This window comes from Halosegnis rubeus, assembly GCF_009184545.1.
Classification (GTDB): Archaea; Halobacteriota; Halobacteria; order Halobacteriales; family Haloarculaceae; genus Halosegnis; species Halosegnis rubeus.
The window spans coordinates 1-22684 of sequence record NZ_QJOW01000009.1 but is presented as its reverse complement, the minus strand read 5'-3'; the positions used below and the strand labels follow the sequence as shown (position 1 = coordinate 22684).

Annotated in this window: 28 protein-coding genes and 1 pseudogene; 15 read left to right on the top strand and 14 right to left on the bottom strand. The window is 65.7% G+C overall.

The features are described 5' to 3' along the window. Positions 1–6 precede the first annotated feature (6 nt). Positions 7–177 (top strand): hypothetical protein, encoded by a 171-nt coding sequence (locus tag DMP03_RS14440; protein ID WP_172967167.1) that lies wholly within the window; start codon positions 7–9, stop codon positions 175–177. Here DMP03_RS14440 and DMP03_RS13820 read toward each other — a convergent pair. From DMP03_RS13820 to DMP03_RS13805, 4 genes are read right to left on the bottom strand one after another with little or no spacing between them, the layout of a single operon-like run. Beyond that, positions 174–608: a universal stress protein gene (locus DMP03_RS13820; protein WP_152121127.1), complete on the bottom strand. Its 435-nt coding sequence runs from the start codon at positions 606–608 to the stop codon at positions 174–176. The genes DMP03_RS14440 and DMP03_RS13820 overlap by 4 nt on opposite strands. A gap of 30 nt (positions 609–638) precedes the next feature. Continuing rightward, positions 639–1148: a gamma carbonic anhydrase family protein gene (locus DMP03_RS13815; RefSeq protein WP_152121126.1), complete on the bottom strand. Its 510-nt coding sequence runs from the start codon at positions 1146–1148 to the stop codon at positions 639–641. Between the two features lie 37 nt (positions 1149–1185). After that, positions 1186–2145, bottom strand: a complete 960-nt coding sequence (locus tag DMP03_RS13810) for a DUF368 domain-containing protein (RefSeq protein WP_152121125.1) — start codon at positions 2143–2145, stop codon at positions 1186–1188. Between the two features lie 7 nt (positions 2146–2152). Then, complete coding sequence (locus DMP03_RS13805; protein ID WP_172967166.1) at positions 2153–5050, bottom strand: oligosaccharyl transferase, archaeosortase A system-associated; 2898 nt, start codon at positions 5048–5050, stop codon at positions 2153–2155. Between the two features lie 89 nt (positions 5051–5139). Between DMP03_RS13805 and DMP03_RS13800 the strand changes: the two genes are divergently transcribed. From DMP03_RS13800 to DMP03_RS13785, 4 genes are all read left to right on the top strand, one after another. Then, positions 5140–6075 carry a glycosyltransferase family 2 protein gene (locus tag DMP03_RS13800; RefSeq protein WP_152121123.1) on the top strand — a complete coding sequence of 312 codons (936 nt, stop codon included), beginning with the start codon at positions 5140–5142 and terminating at the stop codon, positions 6073–6075. 62 nt (positions 6076–6137) lie between these two features. Next, positions 6138–7229, top strand: coding sequence for a glycosyltransferase (locus tag DMP03_RS13795; RefSeq protein WP_152121122.1), 1092 nt, complete (start codon positions 6138–6140; stop codon positions 7227–7229). 45 nt (positions 7230–7274) lie between these two features. Continuing rightward, on the top strand, positions 7275–8258 hold the full coding sequence (aglJ, locus tag DMP03_RS13790; protein WP_152121121.1) for an S-layer glycoprotein N-glycosyltransferase AglJ: 984 nt from the start codon (positions 7275–7277) through the stop codon (positions 8256–8258). Between the two features lie 4 nt (positions 8259–8262). Then, complete coding sequence (locus DMP03_RS13785) at positions 8263–8472, top strand: ribbon-helix-helix domain-containing protein (protein WP_075935967.1); 210 nt, start codon at positions 8263–8265, stop codon at positions 8470–8472. Here the strand turns inward: DMP03_RS13785 and DMP03_RS13780 are convergent. Continuing rightward, a complete protein-coding gene (locus DMP03_RS13780) occupies positions 8469–8876 on the bottom strand; it encodes a hypothetical protein (protein ID WP_152121120.1) in 408 nt (135 codons plus the stop codon). The genes DMP03_RS13785 and DMP03_RS13780 overlap by 4 nt on opposite strands. A 36-nt stretch (positions 8877–8912) precedes the next feature. Next, the gene (locus DMP03_RS13775; RefSeq protein WP_152121119.1) at positions 8913–9572 is read right to left on the bottom strand and encodes a hypothetical protein; all 660 of its coding nucleotides are present in this window, start codon (positions 9570–9572) and stop codon (positions 8913–8915) included. Between the two features lie 75 nt (positions 9573–9647). Here DMP03_RS13775 and DMP03_RS13770 point away from each other — a divergent pair, with 75 nt between their 5' ends. Continuing rightward, positions 9648–10136, top strand: a complete 489-nt coding sequence (locus DMP03_RS13770) for a cupin domain-containing protein (RefSeq protein WP_193221861.1) — start codon at positions 9648–9650, stop codon at positions 10134–10136. Here the strand turns inward: DMP03_RS13770 and DMP03_RS13765 are convergent. Beyond that, positions 10133–10417 carry a DUF5779 family protein gene (locus tag DMP03_RS13765; RefSeq protein WP_152121118.1) on the bottom strand — a complete coding sequence of 95 codons (285 nt, stop codon included), beginning with the start codon at positions 10415–10417 and terminating at the stop codon, positions 10133–10135. The two genes, DMP03_RS13770 and DMP03_RS13765, sit on opposite strands and share 4 nt — an antisense overlap. A gap of 257 nt (positions 10418–10674) precedes the next feature. Here DMP03_RS13765 and DMP03_RS13760 point away from each other — a divergent pair, with 257 nt between their 5' ends. The 8 genes from DMP03_RS13760 (at position 10675) to DMP03_RS13725 (ending at position 18796) form a co-directional block, all read left to right on the top strand. Further along, positions 10675–11871 (top strand): LeuA family protein, encoded by a 1197-nt coding sequence (locus tag DMP03_RS13760; RefSeq protein WP_152121117.1) that lies wholly within the window; start codon positions 10675–10677, stop codon positions 11869–11871. 270 nt (positions 11872–12141) lie between these two features. After that, entirely contained in the window at positions 12142–13878 is a 1737-nt protein-coding gene (gene ilvB / locus DMP03_RS13755; protein WP_152121116.1) for a biosynthetic-type acetolactate synthase large subunit, read from the top strand. Then, positions 13875–14510, top strand: a complete 636-nt coding sequence (gene ilvN / locus DMP03_RS13750) for an acetolactate synthase small subunit (protein ID WP_152121115.1) — start codon at positions 13875–13877, stop codon at positions 14508–14510. The genes ilvB and ilvN overlap by 4 nt, the downstream gene beginning before the upstream one ends. Beyond that, a complete protein-coding gene (gene ilvC, locus DMP03_RS13745) occupies positions 14510–15538 on the top strand; it encodes a ketol-acid reductoisomerase (protein WP_152121114.1) in 1029 nt (342 codons plus the stop codon). Before ilvN ends, ilvC begins: the two co-directional genes overlap by 1 nt. Then, positions 15531–15746, top strand: a complete 216-nt coding sequence (locus DMP03_RS13740; RefSeq protein ID WP_075935958.1) for a hypothetical protein — start codon at positions 15531–15533, stop codon at positions 15744–15746. The genes ilvC and DMP03_RS13740 overlap by 8 nt, the downstream gene beginning before the upstream one ends. Positions 15747–15819: 73 nt before the next feature. Continuing rightward, complete coding sequence (leuC, locus tag DMP03_RS13735) at positions 15820–17238, top strand: 3-isopropylmalate dehydratase large subunit (protein ID WP_152121113.1); 1419 nt, start codon at positions 15820–15822, stop codon at positions 17236–17238. Then, positions 17238–17834, top strand: a complete 597-nt coding sequence (gene leuD / locus DMP03_RS13730; RefSeq protein WP_152121112.1) for a 3-isopropylmalate dehydratase small subunit — start codon at positions 17238–17240, stop codon at positions 17832–17834. Before leuC ends, leuD begins: the two co-directional genes overlap by 1 nt. Further along, complete coding sequence (locus DMP03_RS13725) at positions 17831–18796, top strand: isocitrate/isopropylmalate dehydrogenase family protein (RefSeq protein ID WP_152121111.1); 966 nt, start codon at positions 17831–17833, stop codon at positions 18794–18796. The genes leuD and DMP03_RS13725 overlap by 4 nt, the downstream gene beginning before the upstream one ends. A gap of 1 nt (position 18797) precedes the next feature. Here the strand turns inward: DMP03_RS13725 and DMP03_RS13720 are convergent, their stop codons facing one another. The 6 genes from DMP03_RS13720 to DMP03_RS13695 all read right to left on the bottom strand — a co-directional run bounded on the left by DMP03_RS13720 (position 18798) and on the right by DMP03_RS13695 (position 21480). Then, positions 18798–18983: a hypothetical protein gene (locus DMP03_RS13720; protein WP_152121110.1), complete on the bottom strand. Its 186-nt coding sequence runs from the start codon at positions 18981–18983 to the stop codon at positions 18798–18800. Further along, complete coding sequence (locus DMP03_RS13715; RefSeq protein WP_152121109.1) at positions 18980–19423, bottom strand: DUF5799 family protein; 444 nt, start codon at positions 19421–19423, stop codon at positions 18980–18982. Before DMP03_RS13715 ends, DMP03_RS13720 begins: the two co-directional genes overlap by 4 nt. A 228-nt stretch (positions 19424–19651) precedes the next feature. After that, positions 19652–20044, bottom strand: a complete 393-nt coding sequence (locus DMP03_RS13710; protein ID WP_152121108.1) for an OsmC family protein — start codon at positions 20042–20044, stop codon at positions 19652–19654. A 57-nt stretch (positions 20045–20101) separates the two neighbouring features. Beyond that, positions 20102–20836, bottom strand: a complete 735-nt coding sequence (locus DMP03_RS13705; protein ID WP_152121107.1) for a metal-dependent hydrolase — start codon at positions 20834–20836, stop codon at positions 20102–20104. A gap of 74 nt (positions 20837–20910) precedes the next feature. Continuing rightward, positions 20911–21207 (bottom strand): hypothetical protein, encoded by a 297-nt coding sequence (locus DMP03_RS13700; RefSeq protein WP_225870832.1) that lies wholly within the window; start codon positions 21205–21207, stop codon positions 20911–20913. 48 nt (positions 21208–21255) lie between these two features. Further along, positions 21256–21480: an ArsR/SmtB family transcription factor gene (locus DMP03_RS13695; protein ID WP_235908830.1), complete on the bottom strand. Its 225-nt coding sequence runs from the start codon at positions 21478–21480 to the stop codon at positions 21256–21258. A 187-nt stretch (positions 21481–21667) separates the two neighbouring features. Between DMP03_RS13695 and DMP03_RS13690 the strand changes: the two genes are divergently transcribed. Further along, the gene (locus DMP03_RS13690; RefSeq protein ID WP_152121106.1) at positions 21668–22030 is read left to right on the top strand and encodes a hypothetical protein; all 363 of its coding nucleotides are present in this window, start codon (positions 21668–21670) and stop codon (positions 22028–22030) included. A gap of 542 nt (positions 22031–22572) precedes the next feature. Here the strand turns inward: DMP03_RS13690 and DMP03_RS14860 are convergent. After that, positions 22573–22684 (bottom strand): annotated as a pseudogene (locus DMP03_RS14860) (transposase); the annotation flags it as partial.

Below are 22684 nucleotides of genomic sequence, written 5' to 3'. Positions count from 1 at the left end.
GCCTGTATGTCGAGCACCAGCGGCCCGTCGTTACCCCCGGCAGCGTGGCTCGTCGGCGCAGACGGCGTCGACGTGACCGGACTGTCGCCGGATAGAATCGAGGCGTACGCGAACCGGACCGACCGCGAGGTTTATTTCGAACGCCGCGGCGACCGGACCCGACTGTACACGCGTTAGTCTTCGTCGACTTTCCGCATCACCGAGACGACCGGTCGGTCCGCGTCCATGAGTAGCGTCTGCGTCTTCGAGCCGAACAGCGCCTTCCCGACCGGCGAGCGCTTGCGACCGCCGATGACGAGATACCGTGCGTCCACGTCGTGTGCCACGTCGATGATGGTCTCGGCGACCGGGCCGACCTCTCCACGGAACTGTGTGTCACCGACACCGCCGAGCGTCCCGCGGGTGACCCGGCGTGCGAGACTCCGCCCGGCTTCCTCCGCATCCTCGAGGAAATAATCCGGCGTCGAGTCCTGCCGGTCGGCGAACTCGGCGTTCGGCATGACGTGGACCGCGAGCAGTTCCTCGTCGTAGGCGTTCGCTAGGTCGAACCCGGTTCGGAGCGCCTCGTCTTCCTCGTAATCGCCGTCGACGGCTGCAAGAATTGTCATATTTCCATCCCTGTCTCGGGGGCTAAAGTATCATGGGGAATCGACCCGCTCGCTCGTCTCGGCGTGGCGCGCGGCGAGTTCGACATACCGGTCGCCGGCGGCCGCCCACGGCGACTCCTCGTACTCGCGGACCACCTCCGCGGGGACGCCGGCGACCAGCGTCCGCGCCGGCACGTCGGTCCCCTGCTGGACGAGGGCGTTCGCGGCGACCATCGCCTCTTCGCCGACGACGCTCCCGTCGAGCACGGTCGACCCCATGCCGACGAGTGCGCGTTCCTCGACCGTCGCGGCGTGGACGATGGCGTTGTGTCCGACCGTGGCGTGGGAACCGATTGTCGCGCCCTCGTGACACACCGCACCGTCTTGGACGTTTGCCCCCTCACGGAGGACGATTTCGCCGTGGTCACCCCGCAAAACTGCGTTAGGCCAGACGGAGGCGTCGGCTTCGAGTGTCACGTCGCCGACGACGACTGCCGTCTCGTCGACGTGGCTCTCCTCGTGAATCTGTGGCTCCGTCCCGTCGAAGGTGCGAACGACCATGCCCGTCGTGGCCGCCCGCGCGACTAAGATTTCCCGGTCAGACCGCGAGGTCGTCGGTGGCGTAGTTGAGCCCGCCGACGAGCAGCGCGCCGACCGCGACGGCCGCGAGCACACCGACGGCGACGCCGGGCGTCCACCGTCCGACGTTGCCGGCGACGCGAACCGCCGGGACGCGGAGCGCGCCGACGATGAGCGCGACGAGGAAGGTGAGCGTCGCCCGTCGGTGTGTGGCGAGCGCGTACCTGACGGCGTGTGAGATAGTGAGCAACCCGACCAGCGCGCCGGTGACGAAGACGGCGACGACGACTCCGGTCGCCAGGAGAGTCGTCCCCGCGACGCTCGCGCCGAGCAGTTGGTCGATGAACTGCCCCGGTATCTCGGTCATATACTCGTACAATCCGAGCAGCACGAGGATGAACGAGCCGGAGACGCCGGGCAGGAGCATCGCCGAGACGGCGAGCGCGCCCGCGAGGAAGACGAACGGTAGCGTCGGATTCCCACCGGGGGCTGTCGCCTCGCCGGAGACGACGAACGCGAGCGAGAAGCCGGCGACGGCAGCGGTGACGCCCCGGCGGTCCGTGAGCCACAGCTCCCCTCGGAGGACGACCGCGCTCGCGCCGATGAGACCGAAGAAGAAGGCGTAGGTCACGATGGGGTAGCCAGTGACTGCGGTGTGCATGATTCCAGACATGACGACGACGGCGGTCACGACGCCGAGTCCGAGCGCCGTGAGAAACGGCACGTCCATCGCGACGAGCCGTCGGGCGAACTGCGTGCGCCCCTCGCGGGTGTGGAGTCCCGACAGGTCGGCGAGGACGCGCGGCGACAGCGCCGTGAGCGCACCGATGAGCCGTTCGTAGATACCGACGATGAGGGCGATAGTGCCTCCGGAGACGCCGGGGACGGCGTCGGCCGCGCCCATACAGATACCCTTCAGATAGACGACGAGCAGCGACCGGAAGCCGCCGACCTCGTCCGTACGGGCGCGTGCATCCATGTGGGTGTTACCCCGAGAGTTCGGGCGTTGGGGCTATCATCTCGGTCGTGTTCGACTCCTGTGCGCCCTCGGGCCGGTCAATGACCGTCTGTTCGAGCGTAATCGTGGAGCCGTCCTCCTGGCCGAGGACCTGTCCTTCGGTCACGTCTGCCGTCGCGTTGTAACGGTCGGTGACGAGCGTCTCCTCGTCAGTCTCGGTCGGCGTCGTGAACTGGTACGGACCGGCGGCACGGACGCTGACGTTCGTGTAGCCGGCATCGACGCCGTACTCCTCGTAGCCGGTCGTCGAGTACGGGAGCCGGAACGTCGCCTCTCCGTCGGCGTTCGTCGTCACCTGCTGTTCGTAGACGAACGTCTCCGGCTCGCCGGTGCTAGCGTACTGGACCTGCCCGTCGACGACCGTCGGCCGCTGGCGCTCGCGGGCGGTCATGTTCATCTGGACCTGTGCGGTGACAGTCGTCTCGGCGGGTCCCTCGACGGTCACCTCGGCACCGGGAACGCGTTCGAAGGTCTTGACTGCGGCGCGTCGCGGGTCACGTGCGGACGACTCGCTGCTCGCGTGGACGAGCCGGAACCGTTCGAGCGCTTCGACGGTCTCGGTCGGGGTGCCCGGCACGCCGCCGATCTGTGCGGTGCCGTCCTCCTCGACGAACTCCTGTGCGGCGCTCATGTTGGCGAACTGCCGGGTGAGGTTCCCCTGTGAGGCGACTGGGATACCACTGTTCAGGTCCCAGTCGTAGACGGTGACGCTACCGTCGGCGTTGATCGGCGACATGCGACTCCCGTGGCCCTGATACAGGCGGACGCGGAGACTCTCGTAGGCGCGCTGTGAGCTCAACAGCGTGAGCGTCCGTGCGAGGCTGTTGTCCTGCTGTTCGATGACTTGGTCGATGGAGGAGGCCGTGTAGATGTACTGCTGAAGCTCCGTCGCGCTCACGTCGTACTCGGTGAATCTGGTTGGGGCACTGTACTTACGCGTGCCAGGCATCCCGAGCTGGTAATCGACCATGACGTAGCGAGTCTCCTCGCCGTTGCCGTTGTCAAGCAGGCCGGTCGCGGTCTCCTCGTCGGGCGCGAGCAGCACGTCGGCCGCGTAGCCGGCGTTCTGCTGGAACGGGTTCGCGTTCGGGATTCGCTCGCCGAGGACGGTGATCCAGTGGCCGTAGTCCCACCACGCGAGGGTGCCGTACTCGCCTTCGTCGTACTGGAAGTCGTCGGTGCGGTCGTACGTGCCGTAGTATTCGAGGTCGCTCGCCGTCCCGTCGCCGTAGGCACCGATTGCCGGCGTGTTCTCGTTCATCCAGTCGAGCGTCCCCGTCCACCGGGTCACCTCACCGGGGTTCGAGGAACTTTGCGCGATATCGACCGCGTTGTAGCGTTGCGTCCCTGCCTGCGTCTGCTGGGAAATCGTGCCGACGGCAAGCGGGGCGGCGACGACGAGCAGGACGGTCACGACTGCCATCACCTGATAGGCCGTCGGCTGCTCCATGGCGGCGATTCGCTCGCGCACGTCGACGATGCCGAAGGAGAACGCGGCCGCGTAGCCGGTGAGCGCCGCGACCGGCACCGCGAGGTAGTAGCCGAACCGCTGTTGTGTGATGGTGGCGAGGAACATTCCGACGAACAACACGAGCACGAACAGCACGTCGCTGCGAGGCTCGTCGTCGGTGGCGAGCCGGTAGAGCGCCACGGCCACGCCCACGAGCGCGACGTAGAATCCCAGCCCGAAGCTCTGGTAGAATCGCGTGCCAACCTCGCTGAGCGGAATCGGCTGAGCCTCCTGAACGGTCCGTGACTCCTCGGTCGCGGTGTAGCCGAAGATGCGCGACACCTGCCCGAGGAAGTAGTCGAACGTCTCCGGCAACACGAGCGCGAACGCGCCGAGCCCGACGACGCCCACGCCGAGCACGCCAAGCGGATACAGTCGCGCGTCGACGTCTCGGTCGTCCCACAGGCGAGCGAACGCGGCGAGGAAGCCACAGCCGGCAGCGAGCCCGATGCCGAGAAGCGGCTGGAGCAGCGAGAGCTTCACCGCGTCGATAGTAAACACGTCGATGGTGACCAGCGTGAGCAGCGCGAAGACGGCACCCATAATCGCTCCGACGAAGAGCACGTGGTCGGGGCTGACCCCGCGGACCTGATACAGCGAGGCGGCGAGCGCGAAGAAGATACCGAGCAGCCCGACGAAGAACACGGCCGGCGGCCACGTCCAGACGTACAGCGCGAGCGCGAGTCCGGAGAGGCATCCCCAGACGAGCGGGCGACGGAGGGCGTCGAACTCACGCTGGGCGAGGAGTTCGAAGATGGGTTTCTCTTCCATGGCGACACGGAGCGTCGCGGCGACGGTCGCAGCGGCGACGGCGAAGAAGAGCACCTCGGCGATGTGGTGGTCGGAACTGCCGACGAGACCGCGCTGGAGGAACGCGCCCGACGCGAGTGACAAGAAGAGCACGGAGACGAGTCCACCAGTCCGGTCGGAAAGACCACGCGCGAGGACGTAGATGGGAAGGAGTGCGAGGGCACCGAAGACGACCGGCGCGAACAGGTGGACCATCTGGACGGTCTGTTCACTCGGGCTACCGAGTCCGATGACGAGTGCGGCCGTGGCGATGAGCTGGTCGAACAGCGTGCCGAACTGGCCGACTGCGACGCCTTCCGGATAGCCGGACCAGGGGTCGAAGCCGATGGTAAACGGCCAGTGTTCGACGGTGTACTGGACGGCGCGATAATGGTACCACGGGTCGTTGCTGGCAAACAGGATGCCGTCGTCGGTGGCGTACTGTTGCCACCCGCGCGTGCGCACCCACGCCGCGAACAGCACGGCGAGTGCTAAAAGCGGGATATGATACACCTCGCGGAGCCGGTCGAACACCGACTGCTCGCGAGATTCGGCGGAGTCACTCATTGGTTCGAAGTGCTCGAAAACACTCATAAGCCTTCTCATGTTCCCGACGAGAGACAAGACCCATATCGCCCGCCCGTGGAGTGGTCTGCATGCAGGTGTCAGTCGTGGTCTGTACCCACGAGCCGGACCGCTACACCGACCTCCGGGCCGCCGCCGATTCCGTGCTCGCGGGCACGTACGACGACGTGGAGGTCGTCCTCGTCTCGGACGGCTCCGCGCGCGTGACTGAGCTGATGGAACGCGACTACGGCGGCCACCCGGACGTGCGAATTGCGAGCCTCGATGAGAATCAAGGACTGCTCGTCGCTCGCAACCGCGGTGGAGCCGTCGCGACGGGCGACATCATCGCGTTCATCGACGACGACGCCATCGCCGCCCCCGACTGGCTCGAGAAGCTCGTCGCCGCCCACGAGAGCCACGACCGCCACGCCACGGGAGGCCGGATGGTTCCCCGGTGGGTCGCCGACAAACCCTCGTTTCTCCCCGAGGAGTTCTACTTCCTCATCGGCGCGGCCCACCGCGGCTTTGGCCCGGACGGCGACCGCGAGCAGGCGGGCGAGATCCGCAACGGCATGGGGTCGAATCTCGCCGTCCGCGCCGAGACGTTCGAAGCGCTCGGCGGCTTCGAGCCGACCGTCGGCGGTCGGAAGGGGGACAAACAGATGCAGGGCGGCGAGACGGAGCTGTGTATCCGGCTCGCAGACGAGTTCGGCGAAGGGGTCTGGTACGTCCCCGACGCGCTCGTCGAGCACAGAATCTACGAGTACCGGACGGACTCCGTGTGGCTCCTCAAACGCGCCTTCTGGCAGGGCGTCTCGAAGCGGGGGATGGCGCGCTTCGTCCCCGAGTCGAGCAGCGACGAGACCGCCTTCCTCCGGCGGCTCGTAGGCGAGTACCTGCCCGAGCGCGTTCGCGGACTCGTCTCGGAGCCGACGAGCGCGAAGCTCCAGCAGTTCGTGATGTTACTCGTCTTGACGTTCGCGACCGGGCTCGGCTATCTGTACGGTTACTACCACTGGCGGTGAACAGTCGCGGACGACACACGACGGGAGACAACCAATAAGAGGCGACGCCGAGAGAGCCGAGTATGACAGAAATCGCCGTCGTCCACGGTAACTACCTCGCACACGGTGGCGGCGAGGTGGTCGCTGAACGGCTCGCAGAGACGTTCGACGCGCCGCTGTACTACGGCTTCGGCGACGACGACGCCCTCCCGGACAGCGATACCGAGCACGTGAGCCTGTTCGACGACTCCCCGCTCGCCCGCTGGAAGGAATCGCCCCTCGTGCGTGATGCGTTCTACGCCTGGGCGTTCCAGCACGTCCCCGAGTTGCACGAGTACGACGTGCTCGTCCAGAGCGGGAACGAGCCGGGGTGGTACGTCCCGCCGGACGACCAGCCAGTGGTAAAGTACGTCCACTCGACACCGCGGGCCGCATACGACCGGTTTCCGGATAAGGGCGGTGACCCCCTCGTTCGCGCGTACGCATTCACGACGCGCGTCCTCTACGCGCAGAACCTCGCGTACCCCGACGTGTACGTCGCCAACTCCGAACTCATCGCGCGGCGGGTGCGCCGCTACTGGGGTATCGACGACGTGCGCGTCGTCTACCCGCCGGTGCCGGTCGACAGCTACGAGGTGCGCCCGCACGACGAGCGTGAGGCGTTCTTCTTCACCTTCTCGCGGCTGGACGAGTCGAAGCGCATCGACGAGATCGTGCGCGCCTTCGCCGACCGCGACGACCGGCTCGTCGTCGGCGGCGACGGCCCCGAAGCCGACCGCCTGGAGTCGATGGCGACGGACAACGTCGAGTTCCGGGGCTTTCTCTCAGAGTCGGAGAAACGTGACCTGCTCGCACGGGCGAAGGGCTTCGTCTTCGCGGCTCGCAACGAGGACTTCGGTATCGTCCCCGTCGAGGCGTTGGCGAGTGGGACGCCCGTCGTCGGAGTCCGCGACGGCTACACGCGCTATCAGATTCGCGACGGCGAGAACGGCCTGCTGTACGACCGGGGAAGCGAGCACCTCGCTGCGGCCCTCGACCGCCTGTGCGAGTCGGGCGTCGAGTGGGACGCCGCGGCGATTGCCGCGGGAGCAGAACAGTACGGCGAGGCCGCCTTCACAGACGGAATGCGCGAGGCCGTCACCGAGGCGCGCGAGCGGGTGCGAATCGAGCCGTAACCGCCTGTCGGAAGCTTTTCACAGGCGGGGAAACCACCTCGGCGTATGAATCCTGCCGAGGTCTGCGTCCTCCTGCCGGCGATGAACGAGGCCGAGACCGTCGGCTCCGTGGTCGCCGGGTTCCGCGACGTTGGCTTCGACGAGGTACTCGTCGTTGACGGCGGCTCCGACGACGACACGCGAGCACGAGCGCGGGACGCCGGCGCGCGCGTCGTCGAACAGTGCGGCCACGGCAAGGGACAGGCGATTCGACAGGCTATCGACGAGGAGATTCACCGTCCCGTGGTGTTGATGGCCGACGCCGACGGCACCTACGACCCGGCAGACGCCGAGCGCATGCTCGACCCGATTCAGCACGGCCGGGCCGACCACGTCATCGGCGACCGGTTCGCGAATCTGGAACCGGGGGCGATGACCCGGCTCAACAAAATTGGAAATCGCTTAGCGAACCGCGTCTTCGGAGTTATTCATGGGGAGCGACTCAGCGACATCCTCTCGGGGTATCGCGCGTTCACCCGACGGTCGTTCCAGCGATACGCCCTCTCCGCGGACGGCTTCGGCATCGAGACGGAACTCTCCGTCGAGGCAGTCAAACACGGCACGACCGTCGAGGTCGTCCCCGTCACGTACCGCGCCCGACCGGCCGGTTCGGAGACGAACCTCCACCCGATTGCCGACGGCGCACGCATTTTCGCGACGCTGTACCGGCTGGCCAAGACCAGCAATCCGCTCTTTTATTTCGGGTCGGTCGGCACCGTCTCGCTGCTCGCTGGGCTGGTGATTGCCGTCTACGTCGGCGTCGAGTGGTTCCTGCGGACGCCGCCCGTCTCACACGAGGCGCTCACCGTCGTCGGGGCGGCGGCCGTCATCCTCGGGGTCCAACTGCTCGTCTTCGGGGTACTGTCGGACGTAATCATCACGGCGAACCGCGAACAGACTCGACGGATGGAGCAGTTGGTCGAGCGACTCGCCGACGAGGAGGAACCGGAGTCGCCGCCGAAACGCAAAACAGCCGGGAGCGACGAGTAGCGGTATGACCGACTACACCACGGTGTCGATTCCGAAGGATCTCGCCGAGCGCGTCGACGAGACCATCGAAGGGACGAGCTTCTCTTCGACCTCGGATCTCGTTCGCTTTCTCCTGCGAAGTATCGTCATCCAACACCAGCAGGGCGGCGAGTTGACGGAAGCCGAGTTCCAAGAGATCGCCGACCAGCTGCACGACCTCGGCTATCTGCGTTAACCCTCGAAGGGCACCTCATCAGGCTCGACGTCGAGCACGGTGAGCGGCAGTTCGGTCCCGGAGCGGTCGAACGCGGCCAGCGAGTCGCGGTCGTACGGCGGGACGGCGACGAAGACGACGCTGTGGAAGTCATCGGTCACGGTCACGTCCAGTGGGCCGTCGGGGTGTGAGACGAAACGCCCGTCGGAGTCGGGGGTCCCGATGTCCATCCCGAAGACGGCATCGAGCGAGCCGGCCGCGTCTGGCAGGTAGAACTCGGTGAAGACCGGCTGGGCCGGGTCGAGCGTACAGCCGTCGAGGTCACCCGCCGGCTGCGTCACGAGCGCGACCGTCAGCGATTCCGGGTCGCGGTCGCTCGCCATCTCCAAGAGCACGGTCACGAGTCCACGGGTGAGATACAGCACACGAGCACAGAGGTGCGTCGCGGGTATAACGGTGACTCAGAGGAGGTCGCGCAGGGCCCCGAGATACGCCTTCGGCAGGCGGCGGCGCGCGTTGTCGACGGCGTCGCGAATCAGCATCGTCGTCTCCGCGGCGACGCCTGCACCGTGGCCGACGCGCACTCGCCGCGTATCGTACTCGCGGAGCGACCGCGGCGGAAACAGCCGCAACATCGGGTGAACACCGATCGGCTCGTCGCCGGCACAGAAGTAGCCGACCGTCCCGAGCGCTTCGGGGACGACGAGCGTCTCGCCGTCCGTGAGAATCGCCTCGTCCCACACTGACACGTCGAGGTCGATACAGTCGTAGTCGGTGTCGGCGAGGAACTCCTCGATTGGGTCGGCGCTCCCGTCGAGTTTCTTGTCGACGTTCATCCACGACGGCGCGTAGACGGGCACGTCGTGGCGGTCGGCGAACACCTCGGCGTCACGGACGTGTCTGTCGAGCAAGATAGCGATGCCGCCCACCTCACCGCGGTCGGCGTAGAGTTCCTCGACGCCGTCGGCGTCGACCGGGTCGACGAGCAGCGTGCCGGCGTCGGTCGCGAGCGCGTGTGAGGCGCGCTGCATCCCTTCGTCGGGATAGGCGATCCAGCCGACCCCGTCGTCGGCGTCGTCGATTTTGCGCGGCTCCGTCGTGCCGTCCCCCTTCATTGGCATATCAGGAACGAGGGGCGGCGGGCTAATAAGCCCCACAGCCGCACACGCTTTGGTCGTGTGCGACACAGTGTCGGTGTGACCGACCACGAGTACGAGCACGTCGTCGTCGACGCGCTGTCCGACGCCCCGAACCCCACCCGCCACAAGAAGGAAATCGACGAGGCCGTCGGCGCGAGCGAGTTCGGCTTCAACGTGATTACCGCCGACCCCGGCGAACGAATCCCGTGGGGCTATCATCACCATCCCGACCACGAGGAACTGTTCTACGTGCTCGACGGGACCCTTCTGGTCGAGACGCCCGAGGAAGAACACACCGTCGAGGCGGGCGAGGTGTTCTTCGTCCCCGCCGGCGCACCACAGAAGGGCGTCGCTGGCCCGGACGGCTGTCGGCTCGTCGCGGCGGGGGCACCGAAGGATAGCGACGACGCCGTCATCGAGGAGGAGTGTCCGTCTTGCGGTGCGGCGACCGACCGCGACTACCGTGTCGAGGGTGACAGCTACGTGCTGGAGTGTGCTAGCTGTGGCGCGGACGTGGACGAATTACGCTCCGGCCCGGAGAGTTAGAGTCGATCGGTGTCGATGTCGCGGCCAGGCGGCGAGACGACGAGGAAGCCGCGGAAATGCATCAGCTCGCCGCCCCGGTCCGTAATCTCGGTCGCGAAGCCGGCCGCGAGCTCGGAGAGGTCGCCTTCGATGTCGAGGACGAGCGTGTTGCCTGCCTCGACGAGCGCAATCCACTCGGCGTCTGGCGTCTCGCCGTCCAGGATACCGAGAACTACGCTGTCCTCGTCGGGCACGTCCATGTCCCCCTCGGCCGACTGTAAGTCGAGTTCGAACTCGCTCATAGCTACCCGTGGACGCCCGGCGGGCAAAAATCCACGCGCCCGCAGCCGGTGACTCGTGCTCGACCGGGAGTGGGAGCAGTTTGTGGACATTTAAATTGTATACGACGCTCAAATCACTATCCACACAGATTTTGTGGCAAATAAGCATCTGAATCGGCCGAATGTTTTGCGCGAGTCGGCAACAACTGTGCCGACACAACGATTAAATACCGTGACCCCTCTGAATAGAGATACCATGACACAAGAGGTAACGTCGACTGAGTCGGCGGGTCGAGTTCTTCGCGGGCACAGTATCTAACACCCCCGAAATCGACGAGGCACGGATTTTCGACACCACGCTGCGCGACGGCGAACAGTCGCCACGCACGTCCTTCTCGTACGGGGACAAACGCGAGATAGCGGCGGTACTCGACGAGATGGGGACCCACGTCATCGAGGCGGGGTTCCCGGTCAACTCCGACGCGGAGTTCGAGGCTGTCCGCGACATCGCGGAACACACGAGCGGGACGACCTGCGGCTTGGCGCGCGTCGTAGAGGGAGACGTGGAAGCGGCACTCGACAGCGGCGTCGAGATGGTCCACGTCTTCGTCTCCACGAGTGACGTTCAGCTACAAGACAGCATGCACGCGACCCGCGAGGACGCGGTCGAGCGTGCAGTCGCCAGCGTCGAACGGGTCAAGGAAGCGGGCGTCGAGTGCATGTTCTCGCCCATGGACGCAACCCGGACGGAGGAATCGTTCCTGATCGAGATTATCGAGGCAGTCAGTGCGGCCGGCACGGACTGGATCAACATCCCCGACACCTGCGGCGTCGGGACCCCGAGCACCTTCGCCGACGTGGTGCGGACGGTGTTGGACCACACGGACGCCAGCGTCGACGTGCACGCGCACGACGACTTCGGGCTGGCGTCGGCAAACGCCCTCTCGGGCTTCGAGGCCGGTGCGACGCAGGCGCAGGTGTCGGTCAACGGCATCGGCGAGCGCGCCGGCAACGCAGCCTACGAGGAGGTCGTGATGGCACTGGAGTCGCTGTACAACTACGACACCGGCATCGACACCACGCGCATCACGGAGCTGTCGCGGCTGGTCGCGGACCGCAGTGACATGCCCGTTCCGGACAACAAGCCCGTCGTGGGCGCGAACGCGTTCGCCCACGAATCCGGGATTCACGCGGCCGGTGTTATCGAGAACAGCGACACGTTCGAACCGGGCGTGATGACTCCGGAGATGGTGGGTGCAACCCGCGAACTGGTGTTGGGTAAACACACCGGCCAACACTCGGTTCGGGAACGGCTCACCGAGCAGGGGTACGACCCGACCGACGACGAGGTGCGCGAGGTGACGCGGCGCGTGAAAGACCGCGGCGCTGAAAAAGAGCGCATCACCGTCGCCGTCCTAGAGCGATTCGCCGACGACATCGGCATCAAGAAGCGGGAGTCTGAGGTCAGAACGTGAGGTCGACACCCGCGACCGCGCCCGGCGGCGAGCGTCGCGCCCGCCGTCGCGGTAACGTTTGCGCGAGTGTATGCCGTTTTATTCACCCACGACGAGAGACGCGTACAGATGACCGACGCACACACGCCGGGTCGTCCGACGGTGAGCGTCGCCCAGATTCGTATTGTAGGGGTCTGACCCCCTACAGTACCCACTCTTCTCGACCGTTCGCACCGTTTTCGACCACCAGCCAGCCCTATCGATGGCACGACACCACCACACCACGAACCAATGAGTAGCGAACAGACAACAGCGAGTGACCAATCCGACGAGCCGACGCCGGTGACGACAGGGGCCGAGTCGGTCGTCCGCGCGCTAGAGAACGCCGGCGTCGAACATCTGTTCGGCGTACAGGGCGGAGCAATCATGCCCGTCTACGACGCGCTGTACGACTCCGAGATGACCCATCTCACGATGGCCCACGAACAGGGAGCGGTTCACGCCGCCGACGCCTACGGGGCAGTGGACGGGGACCCCGGCATCTGTCTGGCCACGTCCGGGCCGGGCGCGACGAATCTCGTCACCGGCATCGCCGACGCCGACATGGACTCCGACCCCGTGCTCGCGTTGACTGGACAGGTGCCGACGGATTTCGTCGGCAGCGACGCCTTCCAGGAGACGGACACGACCGGCGTCACCCGTCCGATTACGAAGGAGAACTACTTCGCGGACGACCCCGATTCAGTCGGCGACACCGTCGGCGAGGCGTTCGCGATGGCCAACCGGGGCCGGCAGGGACCGACGCTCGTCGACCTCCCGAAGGACGTCTCGAACGGCGAGACCGACCGCGAACCCGGCCCACCGCGCACGCCACCGACGTACGTGCCCGCCGAGACGGCAGACGAACGCGCCGTCGGCCGCGCCGCGGACGCGCTCCAGCAGGCCGACCGCCCCGTCATCCTCGCGGGCGGCGGTGTCATCCGCGCGGAGGCGAGCGAGCAGCTGCGCGAGTTCGCCATCGAACACGAGATTCCGGTCGTCACGACGATGCCCGGTATCGGCGCGTTCCCGGAAGACCACGACCTCTCCTTAGAGTGGGGTGGGATGCACGGGTCCGGCTACGCCAACATGGCGCTGACGATGACCGACTGCATGTTCGCCGTCGGGACGCGGTTCGACGATCGACTGACCGGCGGCGTGGAGACGTTCGCGCCCGACGCCGAAATCATCCACATCGACATCGACCCCGCCGAGATCTCGAAGAACGTCGAGGCGGACTTCGGGCTGGTCGGTGACGCCCGCGCGGTCATCGAGCAGTTCGCGGCCGCGATGGACCGCTCGCCGGACACCGCCGACTGGTGTGAGCGGTGTCGCGACTGGAAGCAAGAGTATCCGCTCGATTATCACATCGACGAGGACGACCCCGTCAAACCACAGTTCGTCGTGGAGGCTGTCGACGCCGCGACCGACGACGACACCGTCGTCACGACCGGCGTCGGGCAACACCAGATGTGGGCCTGTCAGTACTGGACCTTCACCCAGCCGCGAACGTGGATTTCGAGCCACGGACTGGGGACGATGGGCTACGGCGTGCCCGCCGCCATCGGCGCGCGCGTCGCGGCCGACGACGACCAGACCGTCGTCTGTTTCGACGGCGACGGCTCCTTCCTGATGACATGTCAGGAACTGACCGTCGCGGCCCGCGAACAGATGGACATCACCGTCTTCGTGTTGAACAACCAGTTCATCGGGATGGTGCGCCAGTGGCAGGACGGCTTCTTCGAGGGCCGCCGGATGGCCTCGGAGTACGACTGGATGCCGAAGTTCGACGCCGTCGCCGAGGCGTTCGGCGCGGAGGGGTTCGCCATCGACGGCTACGACGACGTGGAAGCCACCATCGAGGCGGCCCTCGACTACGAGGGACCCTCGGTCGTGGACGTTCGCATCGCCCCGGAGGAGGACGTGTTCCCGATGGTCCCCAGCGGCGGGGACAACGGTCTCTTCGCCCTGCGAGGTGAGCACCTGTGAGCCGCGAGGAGACTGAACCACCCGAGTCCGGACTGCTCGGTCCGGACCCGGAGAGCCGGGAGCGACCCGTCGGACGACGCAACAGCCAGGGGATTCGTATCGACCCCGAGACGGAGGCGGCCCGCGAGCCGCGCCGGACCACTATCACCGCGCTCGTCGCGAACGAGCCGGGCGTGCTCTCGAAGGTGACCGGCCTGTTCAGCCGCCGCCAGTACAACATCGAATCGCTGACCGTCGGCACGACGCAGAACCCCGACTGGTCGCGCATCACGGTCGTGGTCGAGGAGCCGGACCCGAACATCGACCAGATCGAAAAGCAACTGGACAAGCTCGTCCCGGTCATCCACACGCGCGAACTCGAACGCGAGGCCGTCAAGCGCGAGCTCGTCTTGGTGAAGATGGACGCCGACGAGCCGGACAAGGTCCACGCCATCACCGAGATGTACGAGGGACGCACCCTCGATGCCGGTCCCCGAACCATCACCGTCGAGTTGACCGGTCGCGAACAGAAGATCGACGACGCGCTCGACGCGCTCGAGCAGTTCGGCATTCGTGAGATAGCCCGCACGGGACGCACTGCCCTCGCCCGTGGTGAGACGAAGACGTCCATCGCGCCGGAGCGACTCAAATAATGACAGATATCTACTACGACGACGACGCTGACGAATCGGTACTGAACGACACGACGGTAGCCATCCTCGGCTACGGCAGTCAGGGCCACGCCCACGCCCAGAACCTCGACGACTCCGGCGTCGACGTGGTCGTCGGACTCCGGAAGGGGTCCTCCTCGCGCAAGGCGGCGAAGGCCGACGGCCTCGACGTGACGACGCCGGTGAAGGCCGCCCGTCGTGCAGATATCGTGAATCTGCTCGTGCCGGATACGGTCCAGCCGGACGTGTACGACGCCATCGCCGACGAGCTGGACGCCGGCGACACCCTCCAGTTTGCCCACGGGTTCAACATCCACTACAACCAGATTACCCCGCGTGAGGACGTGAACGTCCAGATGGTCGCACCGAAATCCCCCGGCCACCTCGTCCGACGCAACTACGAGCACGACGAGGGAACGCCGGGGCTGCTCGCGGTGTATCAGGACGCGACCGGCGACGCCCACGAGACGGGGCTCGCGTACGCGAAGGCGATCGGCTGTACCCGCGCGGGCGTCATCGAGACGACGTTCCAGGAAGAGACCGAGACCGACCTGTTCGGCGAGCAGGCCGTCCTCTGTGGCGGCGTCACCTCGCTGGTCAAGCAGGGGTACGAGACGCTGGTCGAGGCGGGCTACTCCCGCGAGATGGCCTACTTCGAGTGTCTGAACGAGCTCAAGCTCATCGTGGACCTGATGTACGAAGGCGGCCACGCCGAGATGTGGGACTCCGTGTCCGACACCGCCGAGTTCGGCGGGCTGACCCGGGGGGACCGCATCGTCGACGAGCACGCCCGCGAGAACATGGAGGAGGTGCTCGAAGAGGTCCAAAACGGCGAGTTCGCCCGTGAGTGGATTTCGGAAAACCAGGCCGGACGCCCGAGCTACACCCAGCTTCGACAGGCGGAGAAGAGCCACGACATCGAGGACGTGGGCGAGGAGCTGCGCGCGCTGTTCGCGTGGGGCGGCGACGAGGACGAACAGGAGACAGAACGGGTGTCCGCCGATGACTGAGCTGGGCGACATCGAGCACACGAACCCCTACACCGGGGAGTCGTTCGGCGAGACTCAGACGTACGGCCGCGGGCGGTTCGTCGCCGCCGACGGCGGCGAACCGGCGAGTGACCGCGACGACGCGGAGGCTTCACTCGGAGACATTTCGCACACGCCGCCGCGGAACGCCCCGAGCGCCAACGGCGTCTACGACAGCACAGACCGATGAGTTCCGTGAGACATTCCTGCTCGCGTCGCTGCGCGGGCTGTGACTCACCGCCTCATGCTCGCGGGGTGCTCGCATGAGTTCCGGAACACTGTACGACAAAGTGTGGGACCGCCACAAGGTCGCGGACCTGCCGGACGGTCGCGACCAGCTGTTCATCGGACTCCACCTGATGCACGAGGTGACGAGTCCGCAGGCGTTCGGCATGTTGCGCGAGCGCGATATCGACGTGGCGTTCCCGGAGCGAACGCTCGCGACGACCGACCACATCATCCCGACGGACCCGGCAGAGCGCGACCGTCCGTTCGAGGACGAGCAGGCCGAGACGATGTTGCAGGCGCTCGAGTCCAACGTGGAGGAGGCCGGCATCGACTTCTACGGACTGGAGTCCGGCAAGCAGGGGATCGCTCACGTCGTCGGGCCGGAGTTGGGCGCGACCCAGCCGGGCCAGACCATCGTCTGTGGCGACTCGCACACCTCGACGCACGGCGCGTTCGGGGCCGTCGCGATGGGTATCGGCACCTCGCAGATTCGCGACGTGCTGGCGACGGGCTGTATCGCGGCCGAGAAGATGGACGTGCGCCGCGTCGAGGTGACGGGTGAACTCTCCGACGGCGTCGCGCCGAAGGACGTCATTCTCCACATCATCGGGCAACTCGGCGTCGACGGCGGCGTCGGCCACGTGTACGAGTACGGCGGCGAGGCAATCGAGGCGATGGACATGGAGGGACGGCTCTCCGTCTGTAACATGTCCATCGAGGGGGGTGCCCGCGCGGGCTATGTCAACCCCGACCAGACGACCTACGACTACTTGGAGGGTCGCCAGTACGCGCCCGAGGGCGATGAGTGGAATCGACTCGTCGCCGACTGGGAGACCATCAGTTCAGACCCCGACGCCGAGTACGACGACGTGGTGACCGTCGACGCCGACGGCCTGGACCCGATGGTGACGTGGGGTATCAACCCCGGACAGGTCACCGGCATCACGGAGCCGATTCCGTCACCCGACGACTTCGACGGGAAGGACCGGAAGAACGCCGAGGACGCGGTCGAGCACATGGAGATTACGCCCGGCGAGACGATGGAGGGGTACGAGGTCGACGTTGCCTTCCTCGGCACCTGCACCAACGGCCGGGTCTCCGACTTCCGGCGCGCCGCCGAGATTCTGGAGGGCAACACCGTCGACGAGGGCGTGCGCGCACTCGCCGTCCCCGGCTCCGAGACCGTCCGCACCCGGTGTGAGGAGGAAGGCATCGACCAGATATTCAAAGACGCCGGCTTCCAGTGGCGACAGGCCGGTTGTTCGATGTGTCTCGCGATGAACGGCGACTCGCTGGAGGGCGATGAGGTGTGTGCCTCCTCGTCGAACCGGAACTTCATCGGCCGACAGGGGTCCAAAGAGGGTCGGACCGTCCTGATGTCGCCGGCGATGGTGGCCGCCGCCGCTGTCGAGGGCGAAATCGCTGACGTGCGGAGCTTCGGAGGTGCGAACTGATGGTCCGTTCCATCACGCGCGTCACCGGCACCGGCATCCCCGTGCGCGGCGACGACATCGACACCGACCAGATCGTCCCGGCGCGGTTCCTGAAGGAGATCACCTTCGACGACATGGGCGAGTACGCCTTCTACGACGCTCGCCGCGACGACGAGGGGAATCTCAACGACCACCCGTTCAACGAGTACCACGGCGCGAACATCCTCGTCGTGAACGACAACTTCGGCTGTGGCTCCTCGCGTGAACACGCGCCGCAGGCGCTGATGCGCTGGGGAATCCGGGCTATCGTCGGTGAGTCCTTCGCGGAGATCTTCCGCGACAACTGCAAGTCGCTGGGTATTCCGACCGTGACGGCGGACACCGACACCGTCGACCGACTCCAGTCGTTCATCGAGTCGAATCCGGAGGCTGGCATCGAGGTCGACATCGAAGAGGAGCGTGTCGTCTACGACGGCAGCGAGGTCGGCGCCGGTGTCGACCCGTCGATGAAGGAAGCCCTCGTGGAAGGGAAGTGGGACACCACGGCGCTGATGTACCAGAACCTCCCCGAGACCCGGAAGGTCGCGAACGAACTGCCGTACATCGACGCAGAATGACGGAGACCGTCGCGGTCATCGAGGGTGACGGCGTCGGTCGAGAGGTCGTTCCCGTCGCCGTGGACGTACTCGATGCGGTCGGGGAGTTCTCGTTCGTCCACGCCGAGGCCGGCGACGCGGTGGCCGAACGGACGGGCGACCCGCTGCCGTCGGCGACTTACGAGACGGTCGCCGACGCCGACGCGACGCTGTTCGGCGCGGCCGGCGAGACGGCCGCCGACGTGATTCTCCCGCTGCGGGAGGCCGTCGGCTCCTTCGTCAACGTCCGGCCCGCCCGCGCGTATCCGGGCGTGGACGCGCTCCGCCCGGAGACTGACGTGGTGTTCCTGCGTGAGAACACGGAGGGCGTCTACTCGGGCCACGAGGACCGCCTCTCGGATGACCTCTCGACGCTGACGCGCGTCACGACGACGAGCGCGAGCGAGCGGCTCGCGGAGTTCGCCGTCGAGTTCGCGCCCGAGGGGTTCCACATCGCACACAAGGCGAACGTGATGCGCGAGACGGACGGGCGGTTCCGCGACGCGGTCCAGCGGGTCGCCGACGCGCACGACGTAGCGACCGAGGAAGTGCTGATGGACGCGTTCGCGACCAGACTCCCGCTCGACCCCGCGTCGTTCGACGTGGTCGTCTGTCCGAACCTCGCGGGCGACGTGTTGTCCGACCTCGCTGCCGGGCTCGTGGGCGGACTCGGACTGCTCCCGTCGGCGAACATCGGTCCCGAGAACGCGCTGTTCGAGCCGGTTCACGGCACCGCACCCGACATCGCCGGCGAGGGTATCGCGAACCCCGCTGCCACGGTGTTGTCGGCCGCGATGTTGTTAGAGCATCTCGGCTACGACGAGGACGGAACGCGCGTCCGTGAGGCGGTCGAGTCGGTGCTCGCCGACGGACCACGGACGCCCGACCTCGGCGGCGATGCGTCGACCGGCGGCGTGGGCGACGCAATCCTCGGCCGGCTGTAGGCTACTCTTCTTCCGGCACGACCCGTCCGAATCCCGCCGGCGTGACGGTTGCGAGGAACGCGACCGTGCCGAGCAGAACGGCGACGATACCGACGAACAGCGCCATCCCGTCTGGTATCGCCGGCGCTGACGCGACGACAGCAAGGAGGATAGCGAACAGCAGCACGTCGCGCGTCCGGTCGCTCATTCTTGCTCGCGGTAGGCGGCGACGATATCCGCCCATGTGCCCCGGGATTCGAGGTGTGATTGGAGTTCGTCGGCGTACTGCTGGGTCAGCTGTTCTGCCTCGGCAAGCTGGTCGGAGAGGTCCTCCCCGTCGTCGCCGCCCAGCCCGAGCGCCGAAGTGACTTTCCCGAGGATTCCACTACTGGACTCCTGTTGTGTTCCGCCCATCGGTCCCTGCGCGGTCATCTTCTGGACCTCTGGCATGATATCTTCCAGGTGCGCGGTGTTGGCATACAGCCGCGGTTCGTCCCCGTCCTCGATGTCGAACTCCGTCGCAGTCATGATGAGACCCCACTCCTGTCGGGAGAAGCTGCTCGCCTCGACGCGGTCATCGAACTCGGTGTCGACGCTCATTCGCGCGCCGACGAGACGGTCCTGCCAGCCGGAATCGTCATCGCTCATACCCCGTGTGGGAGCGCACCCGACATGAGGGTGTCGTCGCCGTAGTCGGCGGCGAGTGCGTGTGCCCTTGCCCGCGAGATTGGGGTCGCGTCGGAGCGCCGTTCCCATTCCCGCCGCGTGGGCGACCACAACGCCGTCGTCGGAGCTGTCGACGCCCGCGACGACGGCGACCGGTCGTCGTTCACAGCCGTCGCTGCGCGGCGGCGAAAAAATCTGAGAAGCGGCGTGTTACTCGACGTTAATCTCGGCGTACATGCCCTCGTGGAGGGCGGCGTGGACGTGACAGATTTCCTCGCCGAGTTCCACGAGCGCCTCGATTTGCTCGTCGTCGAGGTCGTCCTCGACGTGGAGGGTGAACTTCACCGAGTCGTCGACGATGTCGTCGTCGTCATCGAGGTCGGCTTCGGCCTCGGTCTCGATTTCGCCGAGTTCGATGTCGTGTTCGCGCATCGCGCCGGCGCGGAACGCGAACGTGTAACAGGAGGCGTAGTCGGCGAGGAGTACCTCGTTGGGCGAGGGACCCTCCTCCTTCGTCGCGTCGATGGAGAGTTCGTAGTTGCCGACACGGCTGGTCGCGGCGAAGCCGCCTTCGTTGACGGTGTGGGATTCGAGGTCTGCCATTACACCCTACCGGACGACCGGATGAGATAAAAAGGTACGCAGACGCCGTGTGGGCTGTTATCGCGGCACTTCGAGCGTGAACGTCTCGTCGCCATCGAGGACGACGACCTCGGCGTCGGAGCCGGTGCCGGCGACCTCGCTTTCGAACTCCTCGGTATCGATTTCGATGGGCGGGAACGTGTCGTAGTGCATCGGCAGCGCGTAGTCCACGTCGAGCCAGTCGACGGCGACGGCCGCCTGCATCGGTCCCATCGTGAAGTGGTCGCCGACCGGGACGGCGGCCACGTCGGGTTCGAGGAACGGCCCGATGACGTCGCGCATCTCGGACATCAACGAGGTGTCGCCGGCGTGATAGAACGTCTCGCTCTCCTCGTCCTCGATTTGGGTCGGCTTCGTGTTGGAGATGACGAAGCCGGCCGGCGGACCGGCGCTGTACTCGTAGTCGGTCATGATGCCGTTGCTGTGGTCTGCACGGACCATCGTGACGTAGGCGTCGCCGGCCTCGACGGTGCCGCCCATGTTCATCCCCATCCCGCCGATGAGGTTCTCGTAGCCGAACTCCTCACTGGCATAGGTCGCGAGTTCGGGAACGGCGATGAGCGTCGCGCCGGAAAAGGCCTCGGCGTGGGCGATGTGGTCTTCGTGGCCGTGCGTGAACAGGACGTAGTCGGGCGTGTCGAGGTCCGACGGGTCGAGGTCTGTCTTCGGGTTGCCGAAGAACGGGTCGACGAGTAGACTCGTTTCGTCAACTTCGACGCCGAACGTGGAGTGGCCGTACCAAGTGATTTCCATGACACGAGGGACTATACACGCGTCGAACATAACCATTCAGGCTGTCTGCACGATCGAAGAAATCGGCCGGAAAATCAACCCAGCGTGACGTAGGTGAGGAGCGCAACGGCGACGGCTTCGAGGACGTGAAACACCGCCATCGCGACCCACGGCCCGTCGGGGACCTGCTCGCTGAACCAGACGGACAAGACCGGGTCGAGCGAGTAGACGTAGAAGGCGAAGCCGTTCTCGACGAGCAGAATGGCCGCGACACGAGCATCCCGAGCGTCTGGCGCGAGCGGATCTGTCGGTAGTTCTTCCCCCAGACGATGACGAGCACGCTCAACAGGAGGAGCGTCACTGCGGTCGCCGCCTGTGCCGTGAGTATCCAAGTGTTCATCGTGAGTGGCTCCGGGAGGGAGTGTGAGTCGGTCGTGTGCTCATGAGTCGAGTTGGGTTATGATTGTTCCGACGGTGTCCCAGTTGTCGCGGGCCGTCTCGCTCGGGAGGTAGACGGCTCCGTAGTCGTCGCCACTGGCCTCGATAACGTCGTCATCCGCTAACACGTCGAGATGGTGGCGAATCGTGTCGTAGTTCAAATCGAGGTGGTCGGCGAGCTGGTTCGGATTCCGGGGGCGGTTGTCGAGGGTCTGCAGGATGCGAATGCGGTTGGGACCGCCACGCGTCCCTGCGGGTGTGTATCATAAGACCGCCTCCATTGTGTCGAAGGCACACGCCGGGTGTACCTAAGTGCGTCGTCGCGACTCAGTTCACGATGAATTGATGAGGTTCTCTCAACTCCTCCAAACCCACATATATGAAATATAATACTAATGCCGCAGAGTATGTGCTATGGTAGAAGGCATCATCTTCGTGATTGGCCTTTTTTGGCTGAGTACCGCCCTCGGCGTCGGCTGGGACGCCCGGAAGCATGGTGGGAGTTTTCTCAAATGGTTCGTCCTCGTCGGCATCACCGGCATCTTCGGACTGATGTGGTACGCAATCGCCCACAACAACGCTCGCACACCAACCACAGACAGTGACCGGACACTCCTCGTGAGTAGCGAAGTCGTTGATGTGGAAACCGGCGAGGAGTCTGCCGTCCAACTCACAGTACACACCGACAGCACCTCGTATGCTGTGGAGCGGTTTGAGCAGAAATGTCGGGACGAGGGATACCAACCGACAGAGAAACCCAAAATAGAGGTACAGTAACTCGATGAGGCCGGGGACAGTCTACTCCTCGCCGTACTGACGCTCTAACTCTGCCTCGACATCTTCGAGAACCCGAGCCATCTCATCAACGACCTCCGCTTTCGGCACACTCCCGTCAGAATCATCCAATCGTTCTTGAGCCAACTGTATACCAGTCCTCGAACCAACTGCTCCGCCTCGCTGGAGGGTACAGTGAATAGTCCGCACTCTGGATGTTGGTTCGGTCCGAGCGTCTTCGTCAGCCGGACCCGGACAGGTCGGTCAGACATCGAGCAGACCACCCATCCGGTTCGATGCGGCCACCCAAATGGAGTTACTCACTTTCTGCTCTGTCCCGGTCGCTCCCCGAGTTCGAGACCTCGAAACCAACCCCTGCCGAAACCTCCATGGCTTGGGCTGCGTTGAACTCTCGTTCTCAATCCCTATCGAGTGGCTCCAGTCGTACCGACCCGATGAGCGCCGCCGCGGTCGCTCCGGCCTCGGGGCAGTTTCCGAGACGAACCTCTCTCTGCCTCTGTACATACTCTGTCAACTACCCCACCCTAAGCGCCTTCGGCACTTTGAGGGTGGGGCTTGTCCGTGAACTCGGCCTCAAACCCATCAGGGTAGGCGGTAAATCCGCCACTCAGTGTCACAGTTCCAGACTTTAGGGCG

Coding starts and splice junctions, on each gene's coding strand:
- DMP03_RS13725 (WP_152121111.1), top strand. CDS start 17,831: ATGACGGAGACCGTCGCGGTCATCGAGGGTGACGGCGTCGGTCGAGAG.
- DMP03_RS13810 (WP_152121125.1), bottom strand. CDS start 2,145: ATGGATGCACGCGCCCGTACGGACGAGGTCGGCGGCTTCCGGTCGCTG.
- DMP03_RS13690 (WP_152121106.1), top strand. CDS start 21,668: ATGGTAGAAGGCATCATCTTCGTGATTGGCCTTTTTTGGCTGAGTACC.
- DMP03_RS13775 (WP_152121119.1), bottom strand. CDS start 9,572: ATGCCAATGAAGGGGGACGGCACGACGGAGCCGCGCAAAATCGACGAC.
- DMP03_RS13815 (WP_152121126.1), bottom strand. CDS start 1,148: ATGGTCGTTCGCACCTTCGACGGGACGGAGCCACAGATTCACGAGGAG.
- DMP03_RS13795 (WP_152121122.1), top strand. CDS start 6,138: ATGACAGAAATCGCCGTCGTCCACGGTAACTACCTCGCACACGGTGGC.
- aglJ (WP_152121121.1), top strand. CDS start 7,275: ATGAATCCTGCCGAGGTCTGCGTCCTCCTGCCGGCGATGAACGAGGCC.
- leuC (WP_152121113.1), top strand. CDS start 15,820: ATGAGTTCCGGAACACTGTACGACAAAGTGTGGGACCGCCACAAGGTC.
- DMP03_RS14440 (WP_172967167.1), top strand. CDS start 7: ATGTCGAGCACCAGCGGCCCGTCGTTACCCCCGGCAGCGTGGCTCGTC.
- ilvB (WP_152121116.1), top strand. CDS start 12,142: ATGAGTAGCGAACAGACAACAGCGAGTGACCAATCCGACGAGCCGACG.
- DMP03_RS13715 (WP_152121109.1), bottom strand. CDS start 19,423: ATGAGCGATGACGATTCCGGCTGGCAGGACCGTCTCGTCGGCGCGCGA.
- ilvC (WP_152121114.1), top strand. CDS start 14,510: ATGACAGATATCTACTACGACGACGACGCTGACGAATCGGTACTGAAC.
- DMP03_RS13820 (WP_152121127.1), bottom strand. CDS start 608: ATGACAATTCTTGCAGCCGTCGACGGCGATTACGAGGAAGACGAGGCG.
- DMP03_RS13785 (WP_075935967.1), top strand. CDS start 8,263: ATGACCGACTACACCACGGTGTCGATTCCGAAGGATCTCGCCGAGCGC.
- leuD (WP_152121112.1), top strand. CDS start 17,238: ATGGTCCGTTCCATCACGCGCGTCACCGGCACCGGCATCCCCGTGCGC.
- DMP03_RS13740 (WP_075935958.1), top strand. CDS start 15,531: ATGACTGAGCTGGGCGACATCGAGCACACGAACCCCTACACCGGGGAG.
- DMP03_RS13705 (WP_152121107.1), bottom strand. CDS start 20,836: ATGGAAATCACTTGGTACGGCCACTCCACGTTCGGCGTCGAAGTTGAC.
- DMP03_RS13805 (WP_172967166.1), bottom strand. CDS start 5,050: ATGAGTGACTCCGCCGAATCTCGCGAGCAGTCGGTGTTCGACCGGCTC.
- DMP03_RS13710 (WP_152121108.1), bottom strand. CDS start 20,044: ATGGCAGACCTCGAATCCCACACCGTCAACGAAGGCGGCTTCGCCGCG.
- DMP03_RS13800 (WP_152121123.1), top strand. CDS start 5,140: ATGCAGGTGTCAGTCGTGGTCTGTACCCACGAGCCGGACCGCTACACC.
- DMP03_RS13765 (WP_152121118.1), bottom strand. CDS start 10,417: ATGAGCGAGTTCGAACTCGACTTACAGTCGGCCGAGGGGGACATGGAC.
- DMP03_RS13720 (WP_152121110.1), bottom strand. CDS start 18,983: ATGAGCGACCGGACGCGCGACGTGCTGCTGTTCGCTATCCTCCTTGCT.